The sequence below is a fragment of the Campylobacter gracilis genome (assembly GCF_018374135.1).
Classification (GTDB): domain Bacteria; phylum Campylobacterota; class Campylobacteria; order Campylobacterales; family Campylobacteraceae; genus Campylobacter_B; species Campylobacter_B gracilis_A.
In genome coordinates this window covers 26,343-46,328 of sequence record NZ_JAHAFS010000018.1, presented here as the reverse complement: position 1 = coordinate 46,328, position 19,986 = coordinate 26,343, and the positions used below count along the sequence as shown (strand labels likewise).

The 19,986-nt window shown below is 47.5% G+C and carries 19 protein-coding genes; 12 read left to right on the top strand and 7 right to left on the bottom strand.

The window, feature by feature from the left end; translation table 11 throughout:
• From lpxK to nadE, 3 genes are all read right to left on the bottom strand, one after another.
• Nucleotides 1-1,001 (bottom strand): tetraacyldisaccharide 4'-kinase (lpxK, locus tag KH703_RS08830; RefSeq protein ID WP_304295495.1); only part of this gene is annotated, 1,001 nt, incomplete at its 3' end.
• Nucleotides 994-2,130, bottom strand: a complete 1,137-nt coding sequence (locus KH703_RS08825; protein WP_304295494.1) for a DegT/DnrJ/EryC1/StrS aminotransferase family protein — start codon at nt 2,128-2,130, stop codon at nt 994-996. The genes KH703_RS08825 and lpxK, both read right to left, overlap by 8 nt.
• A gap of 10 nt (nt 2,131-2,140) precedes the next feature.
• Entirely contained in the window at nt 2,141-2,944 is an 804-nt protein-coding gene (gene nadE, locus KH703_RS08820; RefSeq protein WP_304295492.1) for an NAD(+) synthase, read from the bottom strand.
• Nucleotides 2,945-3,039: 95 nt separating this feature from the next.
• Here nadE and KH703_RS08815 point away from each other — a divergent pair, with 95 nt between their 5' ends.
• Nucleotides 3,040-3,639 carry an MBL fold metallo-hydrolase gene (locus KH703_RS08815; RefSeq protein WP_304295490.1) on the top strand — a complete coding sequence of 200 codons (600 nt, stop codon included), beginning with the start codon at nt 3,040-3,042 and terminating at the stop codon, nt 3,637-3,639.
• A gap of 490 nt (nt 3,640-4,129) precedes the next feature.
• Here the strand turns inward: KH703_RS08815 and cmoB are convergent, their stop codons facing one another.
• The gene (cmoB, locus tag KH703_RS08810) at nt 4,130-5,023 is read right to left on the bottom strand and encodes a tRNA 5-methoxyuridine(34)/uridine 5-oxyacetic acid(34) synthase CmoB (protein ID WP_304295488.1); all 894 of its coding nucleotides are present in this window, start codon (nt 5,021-5,023) and stop codon (nt 4,130-4,132) included.
• A gap of 107 nt (nt 5,024-5,130) precedes the next feature.
• Here cmoB and KH703_RS08805 point away from each other — a divergent pair, with 107 nt between their 5' ends.
• From KH703_RS08805 to KH703_RS08785, 5 genes are all read left to right on the top strand, one after another.
• Nucleotides 5,131-6,186 carry a transglutaminase-like domain-containing protein gene (locus KH703_RS08805; protein ID WP_304295487.1) on the top strand — a complete coding sequence of 352 codons (1,056 nt, stop codon included), beginning with the start codon at nt 5,131-5,133 and terminating at the stop codon, nt 6,184-6,186.
• A gap of 428 nt (nt 6,187-6,614) precedes the next feature.
• On the top strand, nt 6,615-7,685 hold the full coding sequence (locus KH703_RS08800; protein WP_304295486.1) for a transglutaminase-like domain-containing protein: 1,071 nt from the start codon (nt 6,615-6,617) through the stop codon (nt 7,683-7,685).
• Nucleotides 7,686-8,098: 413 nt separating this feature from the next.
• Nucleotides 8,099-8,500, top strand: coding sequence for an aryl sulfotransferase (locus KH703_RS08795; RefSeq protein WP_304295485.1), 402 nt, complete (start codon nt 8,099-8,101; stop codon nt 8,498-8,500).
• Nucleotides 8,493-8,753, top strand: coding sequence for a heavy-metal-associated domain-containing protein (locus tag KH703_RS08790; protein ID WP_304295484.1), 261 nt, complete (start codon nt 8,493-8,495; stop codon nt 8,751-8,753). The genes KH703_RS08795 and KH703_RS08790 overlap by 8 nt, the downstream gene beginning before the upstream one ends.
• A 278-nt stretch (nt 8,754-9,031) precedes the next feature.
• Nucleotides 9,032-10,309, top strand: a complete 1,278-nt coding sequence (locus KH703_RS08785; protein ID WP_304295482.1) for a M20/M25/M40 family metallo-hydrolase — start codon at nt 9,032-9,034, stop codon at nt 10,307-10,309.
• Between the two features lie 276 nt (nt 10,310-10,585).
• Here KH703_RS08785 and nth read toward each other — a convergent pair whose 3' ends face one another.
• Complete coding sequence (nth, locus tag KH703_RS08780; RefSeq protein WP_304295480.1) at nt 10,586-11,221, bottom strand: endonuclease III; 636 nt, start codon at nt 11,219-11,221, stop codon at nt 10,586-10,588.
• Between the two features lie 105 nt (nt 11,222-11,326).
• On the opposite strand from nth, the gene KH703_RS08775 reads away from it, so the two are divergent.
• From KH703_RS08775 to KH703_RS08760, 4 genes are read left to right on the top strand one after another with little or no spacing between them, the layout of a single operon-like run.
• The gene (locus KH703_RS08775) at nt 11,327-12,136 is read left to right on the top strand and encodes a peptidyl-prolyl cis-trans isomerase (protein ID WP_291936539.1); all 810 of its coding nucleotides are present in this window, start codon (nt 11,327-11,329) and stop codon (nt 12,134-12,136) included.
• A gap of 14 nt (nt 12,137-12,150) precedes the next feature.
• Nucleotides 12,151-13,215 (top strand): class II fructose-bisphosphate aldolase, encoded by a 1,065-nt coding sequence (fbaA, locus tag KH703_RS08770; protein ID WP_304295479.1) that lies wholly within the window; start codon nt 12,151-12,153, stop codon nt 13,213-13,215.
• 1 nt (nt 13,216) lies between these two features.
• Nucleotides 13,217-14,506, top strand: a complete 1,290-nt coding sequence (locus tag KH703_RS08765) for a MotA/TolQ/ExbB proton channel family protein (RefSeq protein WP_304295478.1) — start codon at nt 13,217-13,219, stop codon at nt 14,504-14,506.
• Entirely contained in the window at nt 14,493-15,515 is a 1,023-nt protein-coding gene (locus tag KH703_RS08760) for an OmpA family protein (protein WP_304295477.1), read from the top strand. Before KH703_RS08765 ends, KH703_RS08760 begins: the two co-directional genes overlap by 14 nt.
• Before the next feature lie 322 nt (nt 15,516-15,837).
• Here KH703_RS08760 and KH703_RS08755 read toward each other — a convergent pair whose 3' ends face one another.
• A complete protein-coding gene (locus tag KH703_RS08755) occupies nt 15,838-16,878 on the bottom strand; it encodes an SEL1-like repeat protein (protein WP_304295476.1) in 1,041 nt (346 codons plus the stop codon).
• 157 nt (nt 16,879-17,035) lie between these two features.
• On the opposite strand from KH703_RS08755, the gene hisD reads away from it, so the two are divergent.
• Together hisD and KH703_RS08745 are read left to right on the top strand one after the other, a co-directional pair.
• Entirely contained in the window at nt 17,036-18,325 is a 1,290-nt protein-coding gene (hisD, locus tag KH703_RS08750) for a histidinol dehydrogenase (RefSeq protein WP_304295475.1), read from the top strand.
• 255 nt (nt 18,326-18,580) lie between these two features.
• Complete coding sequence (locus KH703_RS08745; protein ID WP_291936556.1) at nt 18,581-18,871, top strand: DUF5339 domain-containing protein; 291 nt, start codon at nt 18,581-18,583, stop codon at nt 18,869-18,871.
• A gap of 389 nt (nt 18,872-19,260) precedes the next feature.
• Here the strand turns inward: KH703_RS08745 and KH703_RS08740 are convergent, their stop codons facing one another.
• Nucleotides 19,261-19,926 carry a hypothetical protein gene (locus KH703_RS08740; RefSeq protein WP_304295474.1) on the bottom strand — a complete coding sequence of 222 codons (666 nt, stop codon included), beginning with the start codon at nt 19,924-19,926 and terminating at the stop codon, nt 19,261-19,263.
• Between the last annotated feature and the right edge of the window lie 60 nt (nt 19,927-19,986).

Below are 19,986 nucleotides of genomic sequence, written 5' to 3'. Positions count from 1 at the left end.
GAAATTTCTGCGCTCAAGTCCCTTAATTTCACGTAATCTTTCGCCGTGCATAGGATATGCTTCGCGTCCTCGCGCCTTAGCAGCTCTAAAATCCGCTCTTTTTTGAAATCGTAATGATCTGGAAAGAAGGCGTGGGCTTTTGCGAGCGGCAAAAAGCGCTCTAAGCGCCAAGGCTTGGCGATAGCGCTGATTAAGATCGTGCGGGATCTCTCAAAGCTCGTCTCTTTGGAATTTAAAATTTTATTCGCGGCGGCGGGGTTTAAATTTGAAATTTCATCTGTGGCGGTTTTCAAATTTAAATTCGAAATTTCATCCGCGGTGGAATTTGAAATCTCATCCGTGCCGTTTAGCTCCTCTTGCAGATCCGCCGCCGAAACAATTTTAAATTCCTGTGAAATATCGCTAGACGCCGGTATGAAATCCGCAAATTTATAAAAAAACGGCGGATAGCGATACGCGGCGAAGGGCAGGCAAAAGGGCAGCTTAGGCGCGCTTTGCGGGCGCAGCAAGATATCAAATTTAGTGATATTAAATTTAGAAAACCCGTCGTCTAGGATTACCAGCTCAAAGCCGAGAGTTTGCGCGCGCAAAATCCCTGCGGCGCGATCTTCACTGACGATCACGTTTGCACCGCGCAAAAACAGCGCGTATTCCATCGCCTCATCTCCGCTTTGCCGCACGTCGCAGAGTATCCGTCCGCCGAGCGCTACTTCGAGCAGGCCTCTGCTTTTGCGCCCGTATCCGCGAAGGATGATGCAGGTTTTAAGCTCCCCGCTAAATTCTTTAAAAAGCGCTCGCACCAGCGGGGTTTTGCCGCTTCCGCCGAGGGTTAAATTTCCGACGCTGATTATTGGAATTTTAAATTTTTGCGGCTTAGCAAAGAGCCTTTTTAGGCAGACGATAAGCGTATAAAGCAGCGATAACGGCGCTAAAATAACTCCGAGCGCAAGCCACGCGGGGCTCGGGTCGTATAAGTTTCGCTCGATTAGGAGTTTAAACACGATTTTGCGCTATCTCTTTGATCTGCTCGCAGATGTAACTCACATCGTCGTCGCTAAGCGCCGTGTAGATCGGCAGGGATAAAATTTGCTGATAGTTTTTAAGCGCATTCGGGAAATCATTGACTTTATAGTTGTATTTGCTTTTATAGTAGCTTAGCAGATGCACCGGTACGTAGTGCAGCGATACGCTTACTCCGCGCGCGATCAGCGCTTTGGCGAAATCGTCGCGGTTTTTGTCGATCTTTACGATGAATTGAGTGTAGATATGCTCCTCGCTGTCACTTGGAAGCGTCACGTGCGGGCAGTTTGCAAGCTGCTCGCGGTAGGCTGCGGCGATCTGCTTGCGGCGCTTTATAAAAGCGTCGGTTTTTTCAAACTGAGCGATGGCGTAGGCGGAATTTATAGCGTTAAGATCGTATTTTTGACCAATGCGATCGACATCGTAGGTAAAGGACATATTGCCGTCTTTGTAAAAGGCGTCTCCCACGATGCCGCCGTTTCTTAAAATTTGTGCGGCGCTTGCGATCTCATCGTCGTTCGTAACGAAAAAGCCCGCCGTAGAGATTGCGTCTTGCGCTTGAGGATTGATCTGAAAGCACGATATGAGCGAGCTTTTAAGCGCTCCGATTTTTGCGCCCTTATAGGTAGCGCCCATAGCGCGGCACGCATCGTCGATGAGGATGATATTTTCGCTTTTGGCGACCTCGCTGATGGCGTCCATATCTGCAGCAAGCCCAGCGATGTGCGAGATGAAAGCACATTTGAGCTTCTTGTGGCGGTTCTGATCTATCGTGCGAGCAAGGCTTTCGCTCGTGATGTTAAAGCTTATCGGATCGATATCTACGAAAACAGGCTCTGCGTCGAAGTGGCGGATAACTTCGGCAACGTTGGGGAAGGAATTTACGGAGCATAAAATTTTATCTCCGCGCTTAATATCCATCGCACAAAGCGCCAGATGAAGCGCCGTCGTGCCGCTCGTAGTCGATACGGCATGCTTTACGCCGAAATATTTACAAATATCCTCTTCAAAAATTTCGCTATATCTTATATCGCTGTTATAAAGGGCGCTTTTAATTAAGTCTTCCTCTTTTTTATCGATTTGAGCCTTATAAAACGGTATCTCTTTCATAAATCTCTCCTTAGTATGCGGGCTCTATGCGAGCGACCGCGGGTGCGCGAAGCTTAAAATTATTTTTAAGAATTCTACGGACGATAAATTTCACCAGCTCTTGATTATGGCGTGAGTTTTGCAGATATTTTAGATCGTTTGCGGTTATTTGCTCGCCTGAGCGAAATTTCGTCCGCAACGCTTCGTGCGAAAAAATATCTCTTAGCACGCTATCTAAGATCTCGTAGCTGTATCCAAGCTCACGTTCGTCGCTTTGATTCTCCCATAAATCGGCGCTTGGGGCTTTTTTGATGATCGCATCGTCTATGCATAAAATTTTTGCGAATTTAAACAGATCGGTTTTTAAAATTTCGCCGATTGGATTAAACGCGCAGGCTAGATCGCCGTAAATCGTGCCGTAGCCGAGCATCCTCTCACTAAGATTGCTCGTGCCTACGACTACGCCGCGTTTAGCCGCGCTGTAATCATAAAGCAAGCTCATTCTTACGCGCGCGGCGAAATTTCCGATGCGAAGAGCGCTTGCATCGGGATTTAAAGTGGTAAAATTTTCTACAAATGGTGCGATCTCTTGGATTTCGTAGGGGATATTAAAGGATTCGCAGTGAAAGATGCCGTCTGCCATATTTTCTAAATTTGAACCAGCGCTAGGCAGGATAAGCCCGTAAGTGGGGATCTCAGTAAGTGCACAAAGCGCAGAAACCACGGCGCTGTCAAGTCCACCGCTGATACCCACTACAAAGGCGTCCGCGCCCGTTTCATCGAGTCTCTCCGATAAAAAATCGGTCAGTTGCGGCAGCAAATCGTCCAAAAACATAATATTTAGCCTTAAAATTTTACGTTAAATTGTGCGAATTTTAACTATTTTTGGCTAAATTACGGCTTTAATTTAAGCTTAAAAGGAGGATTTAAATGCAAATTTTAAAAAAAGCTTTCGGTGATTATATGACGAACTGCTACATTCTAAAGGGCGAACAGGGCGATCTGGTGATCGATCCGGGGCAGGGCAGCTTTGATTGGGTGATGCAAAATACGGGAAAGATCGCCGCGGTTTTGAATACGCACGGGCACTACGATCATGTTTACGACGACGCGAAGTTGCAGAGAATGGGCGCTAAAATTTATATCCACGAGGAAGACGCCTTTATGCTGCGGGCGGATCCCTTTGAGACGATGCCGGAGCCCATAGAAGCTGACGTACTCGTAAAAGGGCAGGAGCAAAGCCTTGAAATAGCAGGCTTTAACGTTAAATTTAGCCTTTTTGCAGGACATACGCCAGGCAGCTGTATGATCGAAGTGGACGGCGTGGTTTTTAGCGGTGACGTAATATTTAAAGGCTCTATCGGCAGGTGGGATTTTCCCTTTTCAAGCGGCGCACAGATGAAAGAGTCTTTGCATAAAATTTTGCAGATAAAGGGCGATTTTACGCTCTATCCGGGGCACGGAGCAAATACGAGCCTAGTGGCCGAGAGGCAAAATTTAAAATATTTTTTGCAGCTTTTTGAGCGCTGATCGTTTAAATTTATTTAACTGCGCTTCGTCGCACAAGAAGCAGTGAAGCGGTGTGAAGCTGCTCGGCGCCGAAAAATTTATACCGCTTTGCTCGTGGGCGTTAGAATTTATGCCGCTTAATTTACGGTCGCGGGCGCTAAATTCTGCGCTACGTTCGTACTGCGCGCATTGGCGAAGATGCACAGATAAAATTTTAAAATTTACCGCCACTTGATTAAATTTAGCAAAATTTCGCGCCGCCGCGAGTGCAAGACGCAAAACGTAACGCACGAGGCGAAATTAAAATTTGCGTCGCCGTACCGATCTGGATCGCTACAATGCGATCTAATCCAATTCGAGCTCGCTAAATTTAGCTAAATTCCGCGCTCTGTCGAATGCAAAATCATCCCTGCGAACTGATTAAATTCAGTAAAATTTACGCGTTTTTAGAGGCACGGATCTCATTTCATATCGGTGCACGGGTACACGAAAGATGTTTCAAAGGTGCAGATCACGCCCGAAGTCGCACATAAATACGCCGTGGGGCGGGGTAGCCCTCGATCGTGCGCGAGCTATCGAGCGGGTCAAGGAAATTCTCCAGGCTCTGCCCGTCGATCCACTCCGTTTTGCGCTGCTCGCTAGCATCCGTGGGCTTTTGAGCCAAAATTTCAAAATCTTTAAATTTCGCCCGTTCGCACCAATTCTGCAGCGTGCCGACGGTCGGGACGAAGTAGATATTTGAAATTTTTGAGTAGCTGTTTTTCGGACACAGCGCGAAATCGCCCGCTCCTTCGATATACATCGTGTCTAAAAACACCTCGCCGCCCGCATTTAGCGAGGCTCGCAGATCTTTTAGCATCTTTACGGGATCGCTGCGATGGTAGATGACGCCGAGGCAGAAGATCGTGTCGAATTTGTGCTCGTAAAACGGCAGATGCTCCACGCCCAAAAGCTCGAATTTCGCGCCGCTGCGGAGGAATTTTTCGATGAAGCGAAACTGCAGATAAAATAGCGCGCTCGGGTCAAACCCCACTAGTCGCGCAGGCGCTAGAGCGCTTGCGCGAAACATATAGTAGCCGTTGTTGCAGCCCACGTCGGCGACGGTTTTGCTGCTCAGATTTAAAAACGGCCACAGCAGGTTAAATTTCACGAAGCTTCGCCACTCGGCGTCGATAAAAAGATCATTCAGCGCAAAAGGCCCCTTGCGCCACGGCTTTAGCGCTCGCGCGATACGCAAAATTTCATCTCTCTGCTTCGCGCTAGCGCTAAAGCTTGCCCGTACGACGTCGCCGCACTCGCAGTCGCACTTGTCTATTCGTAGCGCCTCGATCGCGCTTAAAATTTCGCGGTTTTGCCCGCTTTGCAGCTTTTTAAAGTTCTCGTCTCTGATTTTTTGCAGATCCATTTTAATCCTAAAATTTCAAAATTTAGCGCCATTTTAACATAAAATTTTATCCATTTTAAGGCGCAAAGAGATAAAATCGACTTGCAATTCGAGCAAAGGAGCAAAAAATGCAAGAAGCAAAAACGAGAAAATTCAGTCTCAGGTTTAATCACGAAATTTCAAGTAGCGGCGCAGAGGTGCGGCTTTGGCTGCCGTTAGTGCTGCAAGAGCCGTATCAGAGGTTGCTTGGCGAATATCATGCCCGCTCAAATGCACAAGAGTCGGCTATCTGCGGAGATCATATAAGCACGTACTACGCGCGCTTCGCACCCGATAAAGAGGCAAGAGCGGGCGTCGGCAAATACGGCGAGCAAGGTGTCGTAGGCGAAGATGACGATTATTTTGAGCTTAGCTTCGATATTGAAATTTCGGAGCGAAACACCGATTTTAGCAAGGTAAGCTTTAATGAAAACGAGCGCTTGAGCCCTGAGATCGAGGAGTTTTTAAAGCCTTCAAAGCTAATTCCAGTAGAAGGCGCTGCGAAACAAAAATCAGACGAGATCACCAGCTCGCTTAAAGGCGATCTGGAAAAGGCGCGCGCGATCTACGAGTGGGTCGCAAAAAATATGAGTCGCGATAATAGCGTGATCGCATGCGGCAGCGGCGACGCAGCGACAATTTTAAGCAGCGGTAAGCTAAGCGGCAAATGCGCGGATATAAATAGCGTGTTCGTCGCGCTCTGCAGAGCAGCGGGCATTCCTGCGCGCGCTATTTACGGCATCCGCACAGGCGCGGCGCAGAAATTTTCGCCTGAAATGGGTGCCATGGGCGCCCTAAACGGCGGTGCGCTTGAAATTTCGGGCGCGCAGCACTGCAGAGCGGAATTTTATCTAAAAGGCTACGGCTGGATACCTGTCGATCCCGCGGACGTTACGAAGGTGCGACTCGGCGAAGGCTTAAGCGAGGATGATTCCAAGCTGGCGCGGGTACGGGAGTATCTTTTCGGTAACTGGGAGCCGTGCTGGCTGGGCTTTAACTACGCTCGCGAAATTGTGCTAAATCCGCGCCCAGTGCATGTCCCGATTGAAATTTTTTCGCATCCGTATTGCGAAGTGGGCGGCACGCCGAAAGATCCGTACTCGCCTAAAAATTTTATCTACGAGTATTTTTCGCGCGAAATTTAGCCTTCTGACGGCTTGCATTTTACCGCCTTACCGCCGCATTTTGCTTAAGCTAAGCTACCGCGCTTCGTCGAAGCTTAACCATTTCATCGAAGCGTACGCTTGGCTTTGCGACAGCGGCGCTTTTTGCGTGGTTTTGCCTACGCCGCCCGATACATACTGCCTACGCGCCTAGTTTGCGGGCTATCATGCCCGCTTTGGCGAAATTTCGCGCTATGTCTTAAAACGGAATTTTGAAATTTTAAAATTCCGCAGCGGGCAAAATTATAAAATTTTAAAGCGAGCGAAATTTTGAAATTTTAAATATGGATAGAATTTTAAAATTTACGGCTTGCGGAATTTTAAAATTTAGCGATTTCAAAGCCGCAAAAGGCTAAAATCAGCGCGTAAATTAGGGCTAAGGCTTAGCCATTTTATTTTGAAGGCATTTCATGCAAAGACGCGATTTTTTAAGAAACACTGCGATTTTAGGCGCCGTTATGGCAACTCCGAGTACCATTTTGGGTGGGGAAAAAGCCATTGGCAAAAAGAGAACTTTCGGGCTATCGCTAAATCACGAAATTTTGGAAGAGGGCAAGCATACTCGGCTTTGGATACCGCTTCCTCTTATCACGGAGTATCAAAAGGTAAGCGACATAAAATTTGACGGCAATTTCAACGATCCGTCCGTGGACTACGGCGAAATTCCGACGCTCTATGCTGGCTACGTCGGGGTGGTAAAGCCCACGCTAAACATTAAATTTAGCGTCGAGACCTTTGAGCGAAATACCGACTTTAGCAAGGTAAAATTTAATCCGAACGAAAAACTTAGCCCAGAAGTAGCGAAGTTTTTAGAACCTAGCACGCAGATTCAAATCGACGGCGTCGTCAAGCAAAAATCAGACGAGATCGCAGGCAGCATAAAAGGCGATCTGGAAAAGGCGCGCGCGATTTATACGTGGGTGGCGAACACTATGCAGCGCGATAACAGCGTGCTAGGCTGCGGGCTAGGGGACGTGAAGCAAATTTTAAGTAGCGGCAAGTTAAGTGGCAAATGCACCGACATAAATAGCGTTTTCGTTGCACTTTGCCGCGCACAGGGCATCGCCGCAAGAGAGATGTTTGGCATCCGCGTCGGCGCGTCAAGATTTAGCGCTCAAATGGGCGCTGCGCCTAAAGACGGCGTCAGCCATATCTCGGGCGCGCAGCACTGCAGGGCGGAATTTTATCTAAAAGGCCACGGCTGGATCCCGGTCGATCCCGCAGACGTTACGAAAGTGCGCCTAGGCGAGAAGCTAAGCAATGACGATAGCAAGCTCGCTAAAATCCGCGAGTATTTATTCGGCAACTGGGAGATGTGCTGGATCGGCTTTAACTACGGCAGGGACTTCACGCTAAGCCCGCGCCCGGCGCAGTTTCCGATCAATAATTTCGGCTATCCTTACGGCGAAGTGGACGGTAACACGCTTAATTACTACTCGCCGAAAGATTTCAGCTACGATTACAGATCGAAGGAGCTGTAGTGGCTCGCGTTTTGCTATGCGATGCGTCGGGTTTGGGCTTTTGAGCAGCATGCAAAGAGCTTGGCTAGGCGACTTTGAAGCGGATACGTAAAGGTGCACCTGATCTGCGCGCTGCCGCTCCTAGTTTGACTATGCGCGCTGGGGCGCGTAAAAGCGCGCCTTGTTTTAGCGCCAAATTTTGGAATTTTTTAGGATTTTGCGAGCGACATAGCGGCGAAATTTTGAAATTTTAAAGCGAGTAAAATTTTGAAATTTTTCGGCGCGTGAAATTTTAAAATTTACGGCTTGTGGAATTTAAATTTTACCGCTCTGCCCCACTCTACGCGAAATTTGGTAGCGATAAAATTTGTAGATAAAATTCCGCGCGCCGGGTTAGCGGCGGCATGGCAATACCTATAACTGAAAGGCAAAATTTGAAAACCGAACTAGAAAATCCCGCGCAAGAAACCTTGGCGCAAAAGCGAGAAGATCCTGGCAAAAATCGCTTCGGTGCGCGCAGTCTCTGGCTGATATTCGCCGCGATTTTTAGCGCGGTCGCGGCGACGTTTTGTTGCCTGCCTGCGCTTTTATTTTTGATTTTCGGCGCGAGCTTTTCCATTTTTTCAGGCGCGGAGGCGCTGGAAGGTTACCGCGCGCCGCTTTCTGCGTTAGCGCTTTTTTGCTTCGCGCTTTCTGCATTTTTCTTTTTCAAAAAGCCGCGCGCATGCTCACTGCAAAGCGGGCGTAAAAAGTGGATTTTAATCTACGCGCTCTTAGGAGCCTTGCTTGCCTTTATGCTTACATATCCCGAAATTTTAGGAGGGCTTTATGCGTAAAATTTTGTTTTTGATGCTTGGATTTACGACGCTTTTTGCCGACAAAGAGGTTAAAATTTACGTGGAAAAAATCCACTGTCCGCTCTGCACTACGATCGTGCGAAAGGCGCTTTTGCAAACGTCAGGCGTGATAAGCGCGAAGGTTTCGCAGCAGAGCAAAACCGCAATCGTCGCGGCAAAGGATGACGCAAACGAGACCGCGATGCTTGAGGCGATCGCAAGAACGGGCTATGAGGGCGTAATCGTAAAATAAAAATCCCCGGCAAAATTCGGACTAAATTTTAAATAAGATTCTTGCTAAATTTCGGTAAAATTCCTGTGATTTGCATAAAATTTCATTTTGCGCAGCTTGCCTGTGGCGTAAGCTGGCGCGATTGAAATTCTGCGCGTATTTTGCGGAAGCGCTATGTCGGCGCTGTCGCGTTTAAATTTAGCAGAATTTCGCAAGCACTTAAGCGAGTGCGGGCGTGCTTAAATTTAACGGGCGTGTCGCAATAACGCGCGGATATAATAAATTCAAAAGGAGCAAACATGCAAAAAAACGAGGTTATGAACGATTTTAAAAAGCTGTGCGAGATACCGCACTGCAGCTGCGAAACGGAGCAGATGAGGGAGTTTTTAGCGGATTTTGCGCGCTGCCTGGGCTTTAGCGTGAGCGTCGATGAGGCGGGCAACATCCACGCCGTAAAGGGCGAGCCTAAAATCTGTCTGCAAAGCCACTACGACATGGTCTGCGTGGGCGCGGCGCCGAATTTAGAGCTTATCGAAGAGAACGGGATACTAAGAGCGAAAAACTCGACTCTGGGCGCTGACGACGGTATCGGCGTGGCGATGATGATGGGCGCGATGCGGGAGTTTGCGAATTTAGAGTGCCTATTTACCAACGACGAAGAGGTCGGGCTCGTGGGCGCAAACGCCTTTAATGGTAAAATTTTATCGCCGAATCTGCTAAATTTAGACAGCGAGGAGGACGACCGCGTGACGCTGGGATGTGCCGGCGGTATAAACGTGAGCGCAAAAATCGGCGCTGCGAGCGTCAAAAAGAGCGGTAAAATTTACGAGATCGGCGTCACTGGGCTTAGCGGCGGGCACTCGGGCAACGAGATACATAAAAATATCCCAAACGCGACGAAGCTACTGGCGAAATTTCTCGCCGAGGAGGGCTGCGAGCTAATCAGCCTGGATTTTGGCGAGAGGAGCAACTCGATCCCCGCAAATGCCGTGTGCAAGGTGCTCTGTGCGCATGAGCCAAAACAGCGCGGGCTGGCGTGGGTAAAGAGCCTGGGCGAGGGCGAAGCGGACGTGCTGGTAAACAGCGGCAAAATTTTGGCGCTAATTAACTCCTTCGCCCAGGGCGTGCGCAGCTACGACACGCAGCTTGGTATGGTAAACGAAAGCATAAATCTCTCGACCGTTAAGCAAAAAGAGGGCGTGATCGAGTTTGACTTTTTCGGACGCGCGATGAAGCGAGAGGGGCTCGAAAATCTGGGTTTTGAGACCGCTACGCTGGCTAGCGCGCTGGGTTTTGAGGTCAAAGTAGCCGACCGCTCGGCGAACTGGGCGCCGAGCATCAGCGACTTCGCGCATCTAGTGCTTGAAGAACTGCAAAAACAAAAGCCGCAGGCCAAATTTGCCGCCGTGCACGCAGGCCTTGAGTGCGGCGTACTGGTCGCAAAACAGCCCGAGCTGCAAGCCTGCTCCATAGGCCCCAACATCCACTCGCCTCACTCGGTGAACGAGCACTGCGAGATAGCGTCAATGGAGATGATGGCGGAGGTGGTGAGAAACATCGTCGCTAGGTTGCAATAAATTTAGCGGCTTGTCTTTTGTTGTCTCATGCTTCGTTGGATTTAAATTTTACTCGGTCACTACCGATTAGGTAGCTCCCATCGTAAAATTTAAATCCGCCTCGTCTAGAACAAAAATACTTCGCCTTAGCTTCTTGCATTACAAATTTGATTTTAAAATTTGCAGCGATTTTTATAAAACACAGATCATAATAAACACAGCTACCAAGAATCAAAATTTTAAAATTCCGTCAAATTTAAGTTCGTAAATTTAAGCTCGCATTTGCAGGCTGAAATTTTACGGAAAATTCTTATCCTTGCTGCTGCACAGCTCGTTTAAAAAGCACTCCTTGCAGTTTGGCTTTATCGCCTTACAGGTGTAGCGGCCGAAAAGCACCATGCCTTGGTGCAGCTTGCCAAGATCCGTCTTAAAAGCCTCGCTCAGATCGCGCTCCGTAAGCTCGGGCGTCTTTGCGCGGCTCAGCTCCAGGCGATGCGCGACGCGAAAGACGTGCGTATCCACCGCCATCACGTTTGCGCCCGCACCCTCTAAAAGCACGACGTGAGCGGTCTTTTGCCCTACGCCCGCAAGAGATTTGAGCCCCGCTTCATCAAGCGGCACGACGCCGTCAAAGTCGCGAACCACCGCCTGCGCCATTTTGATTAAATTTACCGCTTTGTTGTTGTAGAAATTGCACGAGCTAATTAGCAGCTTAACGCTCGCCAGATTGGCCTTTGCAAGCTCTGCAACGCTAGGAAATTCCGCAAAAAAGCGCGGCGTGATCAAATTTACCCGCTTGTCGGTACACTGCGCGCTAAGCATCACGCAGACCAAAAGCTGATAGTTGTCTTTAAATTTCAGCTCGCTGCGCTCTTCTGCGAAGTTTTGCAGAATTCTCTTTTTTATCTCTAAAATATCTTTTTTACTTCTCATTTGCACTTCCTCAAGGCGGAATTCTACCCTAAAATTCTAAAGTACAGTTTGATTGTTAACAACTTTGAGTTATAATCGCCATTAAAATTTTTTTAAGGAATTATGATGAAAAAAGTTTTATTTACAGCACTTAGTTTGGCTGCCGCTATCAGCCTCAACGCTACCGTTTACGCTACCGTAAATGGCAAAGACGTAACCGAAAAAGAGCTTGCTCCGCTACTTCAAGGCATAGGCAATGTAGATATCGCCGCTCTTAATGCCGATCAAAAAAAGGAGCTTATCGATAAAGGCATCGATCTGATGCTGCTAACGGATGAAGCTAAAAAATCGGGCGTTATGGACGAGGACGTTTATAAAAAAGAGCTTGAAATCGTAAAAGATAACTTAGCGCTTCGTGTATGGCAGGCTAAAGAGGCCAGCAAAATAAATATCGACGATAAAGAAATAGCCGATTTTTATAACAAAAACAAAGCGCGCTTTACCGAACCTGCGAGAATAAAAGCAGCTCAGATCGTCGTTAAAACCGAAGCTGAGGCAAACGATATTATTAAGCAGTTAAAAGGGCTTAGCGACAGTGCGCTATTTACTAAATTTGCAGAGCTTGCCAAAGCTAAATCTATCGATCCGCAGGCCAAACAAACTGGCGGCGAGCTAGGCTGGATGCCTAGTGATCAGGTCAAGCCTTTTGCCGATGCGATCTCTAAGATAAAAGATGGTCAAATCACTACTAAAGCGATTAGAAGCAGGGTTGGATATCACGTCGTGTTAAAAGAGGAGTCTCAAGCTAAAAAGCAGTTAAGTCAAAGCGAGGCAAAGCCTTTTATTGAGCGCGTGCTTAGACAGCAAAAAGCGGCGAAAGTAGTCGAGCAAAAAGCGGCAGATCTTCACAAAAACGCTAAAATCGAGTATAAATAATATAGGAGCTAAAAATGGGCGTTTTAGATATAGTAAAACCGGGCGTTTTAAGCGGCGATGACGTAAGTAAGGTCTATGCGTATGCGAAGCAGCAGGGCTTTGCGATCCCTGCGGTAAACGTAGTGGGATCAAATTCCATAAACGCCGTCTTGGAAAGCGCTAAAATCGCAAATTCGCCCGTAATAATTCAGTTTAGCAACGGCGGCGCGGCGTTTTATGCGGGCGCTACTTGCCCTAATGCCGCAGTTTTGGGCGCTATTGCAGGCGCACGTCAAGTGCATGCTCTGGCAGCTCATTATGGCGTTGCGGTGATTTTGCATACTGATCATGCCGCGAGGAAGCTGCTTCCGTGGATTGACGAGCTCATTAAGGCCAACGTCGCGAATAAAAAAGCTCACGGCGTGCCGCTGTTTAGCTCGCACATGCTCGATCTTAGCGAGGATGATTTGGAGTTAAATTTAGCGACCTGCGAGAAGTATTTGGAAATTTTAAGCGATCTTGGAATTTCGCTTGAGATCGAGCTTGGCGTCACGGGCGGCGAAGAGGACGGCGTCGATAATACCGGCGTCGATAACGCGCGGCTTTACACCCAGCCCGCAGATGTCGCGCTTGCTTACGAGCGACTTGGCAAAATCAGCGATAGATTCAGCATTGCAGCGAGCTTCGGCAATGTCCACGGCGTGTATAAGCCGGGCAACGTCGTGCTACGACCTGAAATTCTAAAAAATTCTCAAAAATTCGTGCGCGAGAAATTTAACCTACAATCCGAAAAGCCCGTAAATTTCGTCTTTCACGGCGGCAGTGGAAGCGAGACCTCCGACATCAAGGCAGCCGTAAGCTACGGCGTTGTTAAGATGAATATCGACACCGACACGCAGTGGGCGTTTTGGGACGGCGTGCGCGCTTATGAGGGCAAAAATCGCGGCTATTTGCAAGCTCAAATCGGCAATCCGGAAGGTGAGGATAAACCGAATAAAAAATTCTACGATCCTCGCAAGTGGCTAAGAGCTGGCGAGCAGAGTATGGTGGCGCGCTTGCAGGTCGCATTTGACAATCTAAATTGCCTAAATAGGAACTAATATGGATCGCCCAAATAACGAAGTGCTCGATATCACGCTACCTGAGGCGAAGGAGCGCTCGTTAGCGGGCGTTTTTTTTAAGATTGCAGCTCTGCCTATCGCGGTTTTTGTGGTGTTTTTGCTGGGCTATTTGGGGCTTATCGGGCTGAAGGTAGAAACGCACTCGATCCTGATGCTTGCAGTTTTGCTCATTATTGCACTAATTTTAGCTCGTCATAATGCAGAATATGGCTGCTTAAATTTTCAAAATAATATCGATGATTTCAAGCGTGAGCTGAAAAATTACATCGTCGCCAATCTCTTAAGTATCGGCGGCAAGAAAAAATCAGATGCCAGCTTTGATCTTTTTGTGGACGAATACGGCTATTCGCTGCGTAATCAAAACTACGCTTCCGTCGCGTCGGCAGTCTTTCCGATGCTTGGAATTTTAGGAACTTTCATCTCGATTGCGATTTCGATGCCACACTTTTCCTCAAGCAATATCGATGGGCTCGAAACTGAGATCGCGCAGCTTCTAGGCGGCGTAGGTACGGCGTTTTACGTCTCGATCTATGGAATTTTCTTAGCGCTTTGGTGGATATATTTTGAGAAAAAAGGCATTAGCAAATATGAGCGTCTGCTCATTAAATACAAAAATTCCACTAAAAATTTTTTCTGGAACAAAGACGAAATAACACAGGGCTATCTGAGTGAAATTTTAAACGCTAATTCTGAAATTTTGCGCTCATTTGCAATGATGAGCTCTACGAATTTTACTGAAAGGCTAAACCGCCTAATCGATGAAAAAATCGGCGCTTTTGAAAGCGTGATGGAAGCCGAGAAGCGAAGTATGGCGATTACACAAGAAGAGCTTGAAAAAGCAGGAGAGATGATCCAAAGGACAAATCTCGCTCACGGTGAGCTAGATAAGAGCTTCGCTCAAATTTTATCTGCGCTTAAGTCCGTGTCTGCAAGCCTAATCGAAATTCAAAACGGAATTTCCGCGCAGTATCTAAATCAGTCTAAGACTTTAACGGACGGGCAAGGCGAGCTGGCTAACGTTACGAGTGCATTAAGCGCTCAAATCAAGAGCCTAAATGCTTCCTTGGGAGGGTTTGCGGGCGAAATTTCAAGTTCGCATAATGCTTACGCCGCTAAAATTGACGCTAGCTTTAAGGGGCTAAGCGCGGATTTGAAGGCACTTTTAGCTGGAGAGGACACTGCGCGAACGAGCAACGAAAGCATCATCGAAGAGCTTCGAAAAACGCTTGCGAGCATCGATGAAAAAGCACTTTTAGATGAAAACGAATAACGAAGAAAAAGAGACCTTTTGGATTGCGTACGCCGATTTGATGGCGGGGCTGCTTTTTGTTTTCGTGCTTTTAGTAGGCGGCATCATTGTCAAATACTTCCTCACGCAAAGCAACCTGCAAGAGAAAGAAAGCCAAATTTCAAGCGCGCTAGCAAGCCTTCAAAGCCAGGAGAAAAAAAGCGCCGAGCTTGAAGCGCTGAATAAAATTTTTAGCGACCAGCTCGAGAAGCTAAACATCGAAAATACCGATCTTCGCAAGCAAAATTCCATCTATTTCATACAGATCGAAGACCTAACCGAGATGGCGGAGAAGCTGAAAAAAGAGAATTTAGACATCAACTCGCTTCTGCAAAAAGCGCGTGACGATGCCAACGCTACGATCAGCCAAAACGAGCTTAAAATCGCCTTTTTGCTCGATCAGCTCACGAAGAAGGAGAGCGATTTTAATAAAATTTTACAAGACCTCAATGTCACGAAAAATCGCATCCGCAACCTAACCGGAATGAAGGTCAAGATCATCGCCGATCTGAAGGAGAAGCTGGGCGGCAAGATCCGCATCGATAACGAAAGTGGCGCAATGGCGCTAAGCTCGTCGATCCTTTTCGACAAAGGCTCAAGCGAGCTGAAAGAGGGCGCCAAAGAGACGCTCCGCTCGACGCTGCAGAGCTATTTCGCCGCGCTTTTGAATAACGACGAAATTCGCGAAAATTTAGATCAGATCATCATCGAAGGGCACACGGACAGCGACGGCGGGTATTTGTACAACCTTGAGCTGTCGCAAAATAGGGCGTTTGCGGTGATGGATTTCATCAACTCGTGGAATAAAGATGAGCGACTGCAAAAATATCTCATCGCCAGCGGTCGCAGCTACACGCAGCCCGTGATGCGCAGAGGCGTCGAGGACAAGGACGCCAGCCGCCGCATCGAGATAAAATTTACCCTTTCAAACAAAGAGGCGATGGAGGAGATCAGGAAATTTTTGCAGTTCGACGCGAACGCTACAAATTAGCGGCTCGCTCGAAATTTTAACCCGCAAAAAGGAGAGCTTAAAATTTTAAAATTCCTGAAGAATTAACGGCTCATCTGAAATTTTAACGGCGGCGGAACGCATCTCTTTATTTTGGCGCAAATATTATGAACGGGGCGGCTCACTAAATTTTACGCAGCGTTTACACAGCATCTGACGCGGCGGAATGTGTTTAAAATTTAGACTCGCGTATTTTGACGCGCTTTTAGCGCTGCCGCGCGGATAATATGGTTTAAATTTAGACCTTTAAATTTAAGCCTTTAAATTTAAGCGGACTTCGCGAGCGGCTTAAAATTTAAATGAATTAAAAGCCTAGCTCGTTTAGTTTTTTATATCCGTCACAACCGACTTGAGATCCTAAATCGCAAGCCTTATTTAAATATTTTTTTGCAGTGTTTGTATCCTGTTTTACGCCTTCACCATAGAAATATGAAATCCCAAGATTATAGCAACCGTCGGCAAATTCCAAGTGACAAGCCTTCGAAAATAGCTCGTTTGCTTTTTTAGAATCTCGCTCTACGCCCTCGCCCGAATAGTATAGAACTTCCATATTGTAGCACCCATTGACTAATCCTAGATCGCAAGCCTTAGAATATAACTCATATGCTTTTTTGTAGTCTTGCTTTGTGCCACTACCATTTTCATATGAATTCCCGAGATTATAGCAGCTTTGGGCAAGCTCTAACTCACAAGCTCTGGAGTATAGTTCATTCGCTTTTTGGTAGCTTTGTTTTACGCCTTCCCCTTTTTCATATAAAATTCCAAGATTGTGGCAGCTTTCGCCATGTTTTAAATCGCAAGCTTTAGAATATAGCTCGCTCGCTTTTTTATAATCCTGCTTTACGCCTTCGCCCGAGGCATATAAAAGCCCGAGATTGTAGCATCCGTCACCTTCTTGCAAATCGCAAGCTTTGGAAAGCAATTCGGTTGCTTTTTTGTAATCTTGCTTTACTCCTTTGCCTGAGTAGTATAAAACACCCAGATTACCGCAAGCTATGCTATTTTTTAAGTCGCAGGCCTTAGAATATAGTTCGGTCGCTTTTTTATAATCTTGTTCTGCGCCCTTGCCGTATTCGTATGACGCCCCTAAGGTGGTGCAACCCCAGCCATCGCCCAAATTACAGGCTTTAGAATTTAGCTCTTTTGCTTTCTCATAATCCTGCTTCACACCATCCCCTGAATAGTATGCCATGGCGAGATTTACGCATGCTAAGGTGTTGTTATTATCGCATTTGCTTCGCAACTTGCTTATACCGGGATCCTCTTGTTCCGTCGATGACAAAGCCGCGGCTTCTGCTAGCGATAAAACCGCCGTGGCGATCAGCGCCAAAAATATCTTTTTCATACATCGCTCCGTTTAAAATTTCGGCTATTTTATTTCATTTTCGCTTAATCTTTTGAAAATCGGCGGGCCCAAAGGGTCTTTAAATTTATACAGTCACAAGCTTAAAGGCGAAATTTAGCAAAAAGCGTTAAAATTCCAAGCATTACAAGGAGCGAAAATGAAAATTTTAAGAAGTACGGACGCAAATTTCAAAGAGGAGTTTGCAAGGCTGGTGCGCCGCGGCGAGACGGATATGAGATCGGTAATGCCCGTCGTAAGCGGCATCATCGAGGAGATCAGAACGCGCGGCGATGAGGCGCTGGCCGAACAGATCGAGAAATTTGATAGATGGCGCGTGCAGGGCGATCTGGCTATCACTCGCGAGCAGATGAGCCACGCGTATGAAGGCTTAACTGCAGAGCTCAAAAACGCGCTTCAGATCGCATACGAGCGCATCTACGCCTATCACGAAAAGCAGCTTGAGAGAAGCTGGTTTAGCTTCGATCCAAGCGGCGCGATGCTTGGGCAAAAGATCACGCCGGTAGATCGCGCGGGGCTGTATATCCCGGGCGGCAAGGCGGCGTATCCGAGCTCGCTTCTGATGAATGCGATCCCAGCAATCGTCGCGGGCGTGGAGGATATCAGCGTCTGCACCCCTGCCGTGGGCGGTGTCGTAAACGAGCTACTGCTTGCGGCGATGCATGTACTGGGGATCAAAAAAGCCTACAAGGTGGGCGGCGCAAGCGCGATCGCGGCGATGGCATACGGCACGCGCACGATCGGCAAGGTCGATGTCATCACGGGTCCCGGGAATATCTTCGTCGCAACCGCTAAAAAGCTCGTGTTTGGCGACGTGAATATCGATATGATCGCGGGTCCTAGCGAAGTGGGCATCATCGCAAACGCCGCGGCAAATCCGCGCAACATCGCCGTGGATCTGCTCAGCCAGGCCGAGCACGACGAGATCGCAAGCAGCTTTTTGATAAGCGACGATGAAAAATTCGCCCTCGCCGTCGCAGAGCATATCGCGCGCGAGCTTCCTACGCTCGCGCGCGAGCCGATCGCTCGCGCTAGCGTACAAAACAAGGGCGCAATCATCATCACGCGCGATATGAATGAGTGCGTGGAGCTGATGAATGAGCTTGCGGTCGAGCACCTCGAGATCGCGACCGAGAACGCCTACGAGCTGCTTCCGCGCATACGCCACGCAGGCGCGATATTTTTGGGTCACTACACGCCCGAAGCGATGGGCGATTACCTCGCAGGCCCTAACCACACGCTGCCGACCGGCGGAAGCGCGCGATTTTTCTCGCCTTTGGGGGTTTATAACTTCATCAAACGAAGCTCGATCATAGCGCTAAATAAGCGCGCCATAGACGAGCTCGGAGGTGCGTGCATGGCGCTAGCGGATGCCGAGGGGCTCGGCGCGCACAAAAAATCGGTGCAGATTAGATTTGAAGAGAAGTGATTTTGCGCTGCAGCTCTAAGAGGCGGCGAGGTCGGAATTTAAAGATCGTCGGCGATAGTTGCGAAACCGCGAGCCGAAATTTAGAATTTAAAGACGAGTTAAATTTTAAAAAATGTAAGCGTCGCGACGAGAGTAAAATTTTAAAATTTCAAAAGCGCTATAAATTTAAAAAAACGGTCGTATTTGATTAAAATTTAAGGTAAATTTACTAAGCGAAATGATATACTTTCGCTGATTTTTTACAAGGAGAGAAAAATGAAAAAATCACTTTTAGTTTTGGCTAGTTTTGGCTTTGCGCTAAGTCTTAGCGCCGCAGATCTTTCAGATAGCTGCAAGGAGTATTTCGCAGATCTTGATAAGATGGTCGATACCTACAAACAAGCGGGTCAAGAGCAGCAGGTCAAGATGTATGAGGATCAAAAAAAGCAGTCTATGGATCAGATCAGCGCACTTCCTAAGGAGCAGCAAGAGGCCACTTGCAAACAAGCTAAAGAGATATTTAAGCAGATGATGGATCAGATGAAACAACAAGGCGCTATGAAATAAGCCACCTTTGCGGGCACGATGATGCCTTCTTCAGTCGCGGCGATGTGATATCGTCGCGATTAATTCTTTTTAAACTCACACTTTTTTAAAGATTTTTAAATTTTAAAATTCGGATGTTTTATCCTCGTTGCTTTCGGGGCTTGCTAAGAATTTCAGATTTGATATTTAGCTTGTCGCAGAAAGTCAAAACTAAATAAAGCGCTCACCGTCGTTAAAATGCTCCGCAAGGCGACGCATCTTGGTGGGATGCTGTGATGCACCAAAGATTTACGAGCCGTTTTGGCACGGCTCGAGACAGCGTCTCATCAATATGACGAATTCAGGGCTCGGTTTGCGGCTCTGCTTATGAAATTTGCGGCTAAAATCATCTCACAAAATCCCCTCGGATTTTAATCCTTAGTAACGATCGCGCCGTTTTGTATTTCGTGCACGCAGACATTTCTGTGCAGCAGCTCCTTACCGGCATCTAAAGTATAGTAGTGCGTTGTTACTGTGCAACGTAAATCGGCGTCGATGACGAACTCCTGCTTAGCGCGCATTGGCGGCTTGCTTTTACCGCAGTGCACGTAATCGGCGTAAATTTCGCGACAATCACTTATACGAAATGCGTCGTTTAAAAGGCACATAAAAACATATTCGTGCCCGTGCTTGCTATCTTGAAAATCCCTCAGATAAAGCCTTAGCAGAATTGTTTTAGCGCTCTTTTCGGGCAAACGACAAGCCCTTATCTCCCTAATCCTCTCCCAATACGCGCTTAGATTGTCGATTAAAAAATTCTTCTTTGCGAACGAAAACAGCTCATTTTTATCTAGTAAATTTTTATCGATAGCCGCTAAGGGCGAAATTTCTCCCGGATAGCGCATCGGCAGTTGCGCGATCGGCAGATTGTCGTAAATATCTTTCATACTCTGATAAATCTCCGGTCGCGGCGCATCGTCTCCCTTGGCCGCAGCATTTTCCATACCGCATAGCGCAAGTAGGCACAGCAAAAATGTCCACACCTGCTTCATAGCATCCCCCCTTGTTTCGATCGCAACCTCTTTGCTCCTGATCATACTGCAAATTTTAAAGCCTTAATATGAAGAAAAAAGATCAAAAATCAAAGCGCCCTTTTT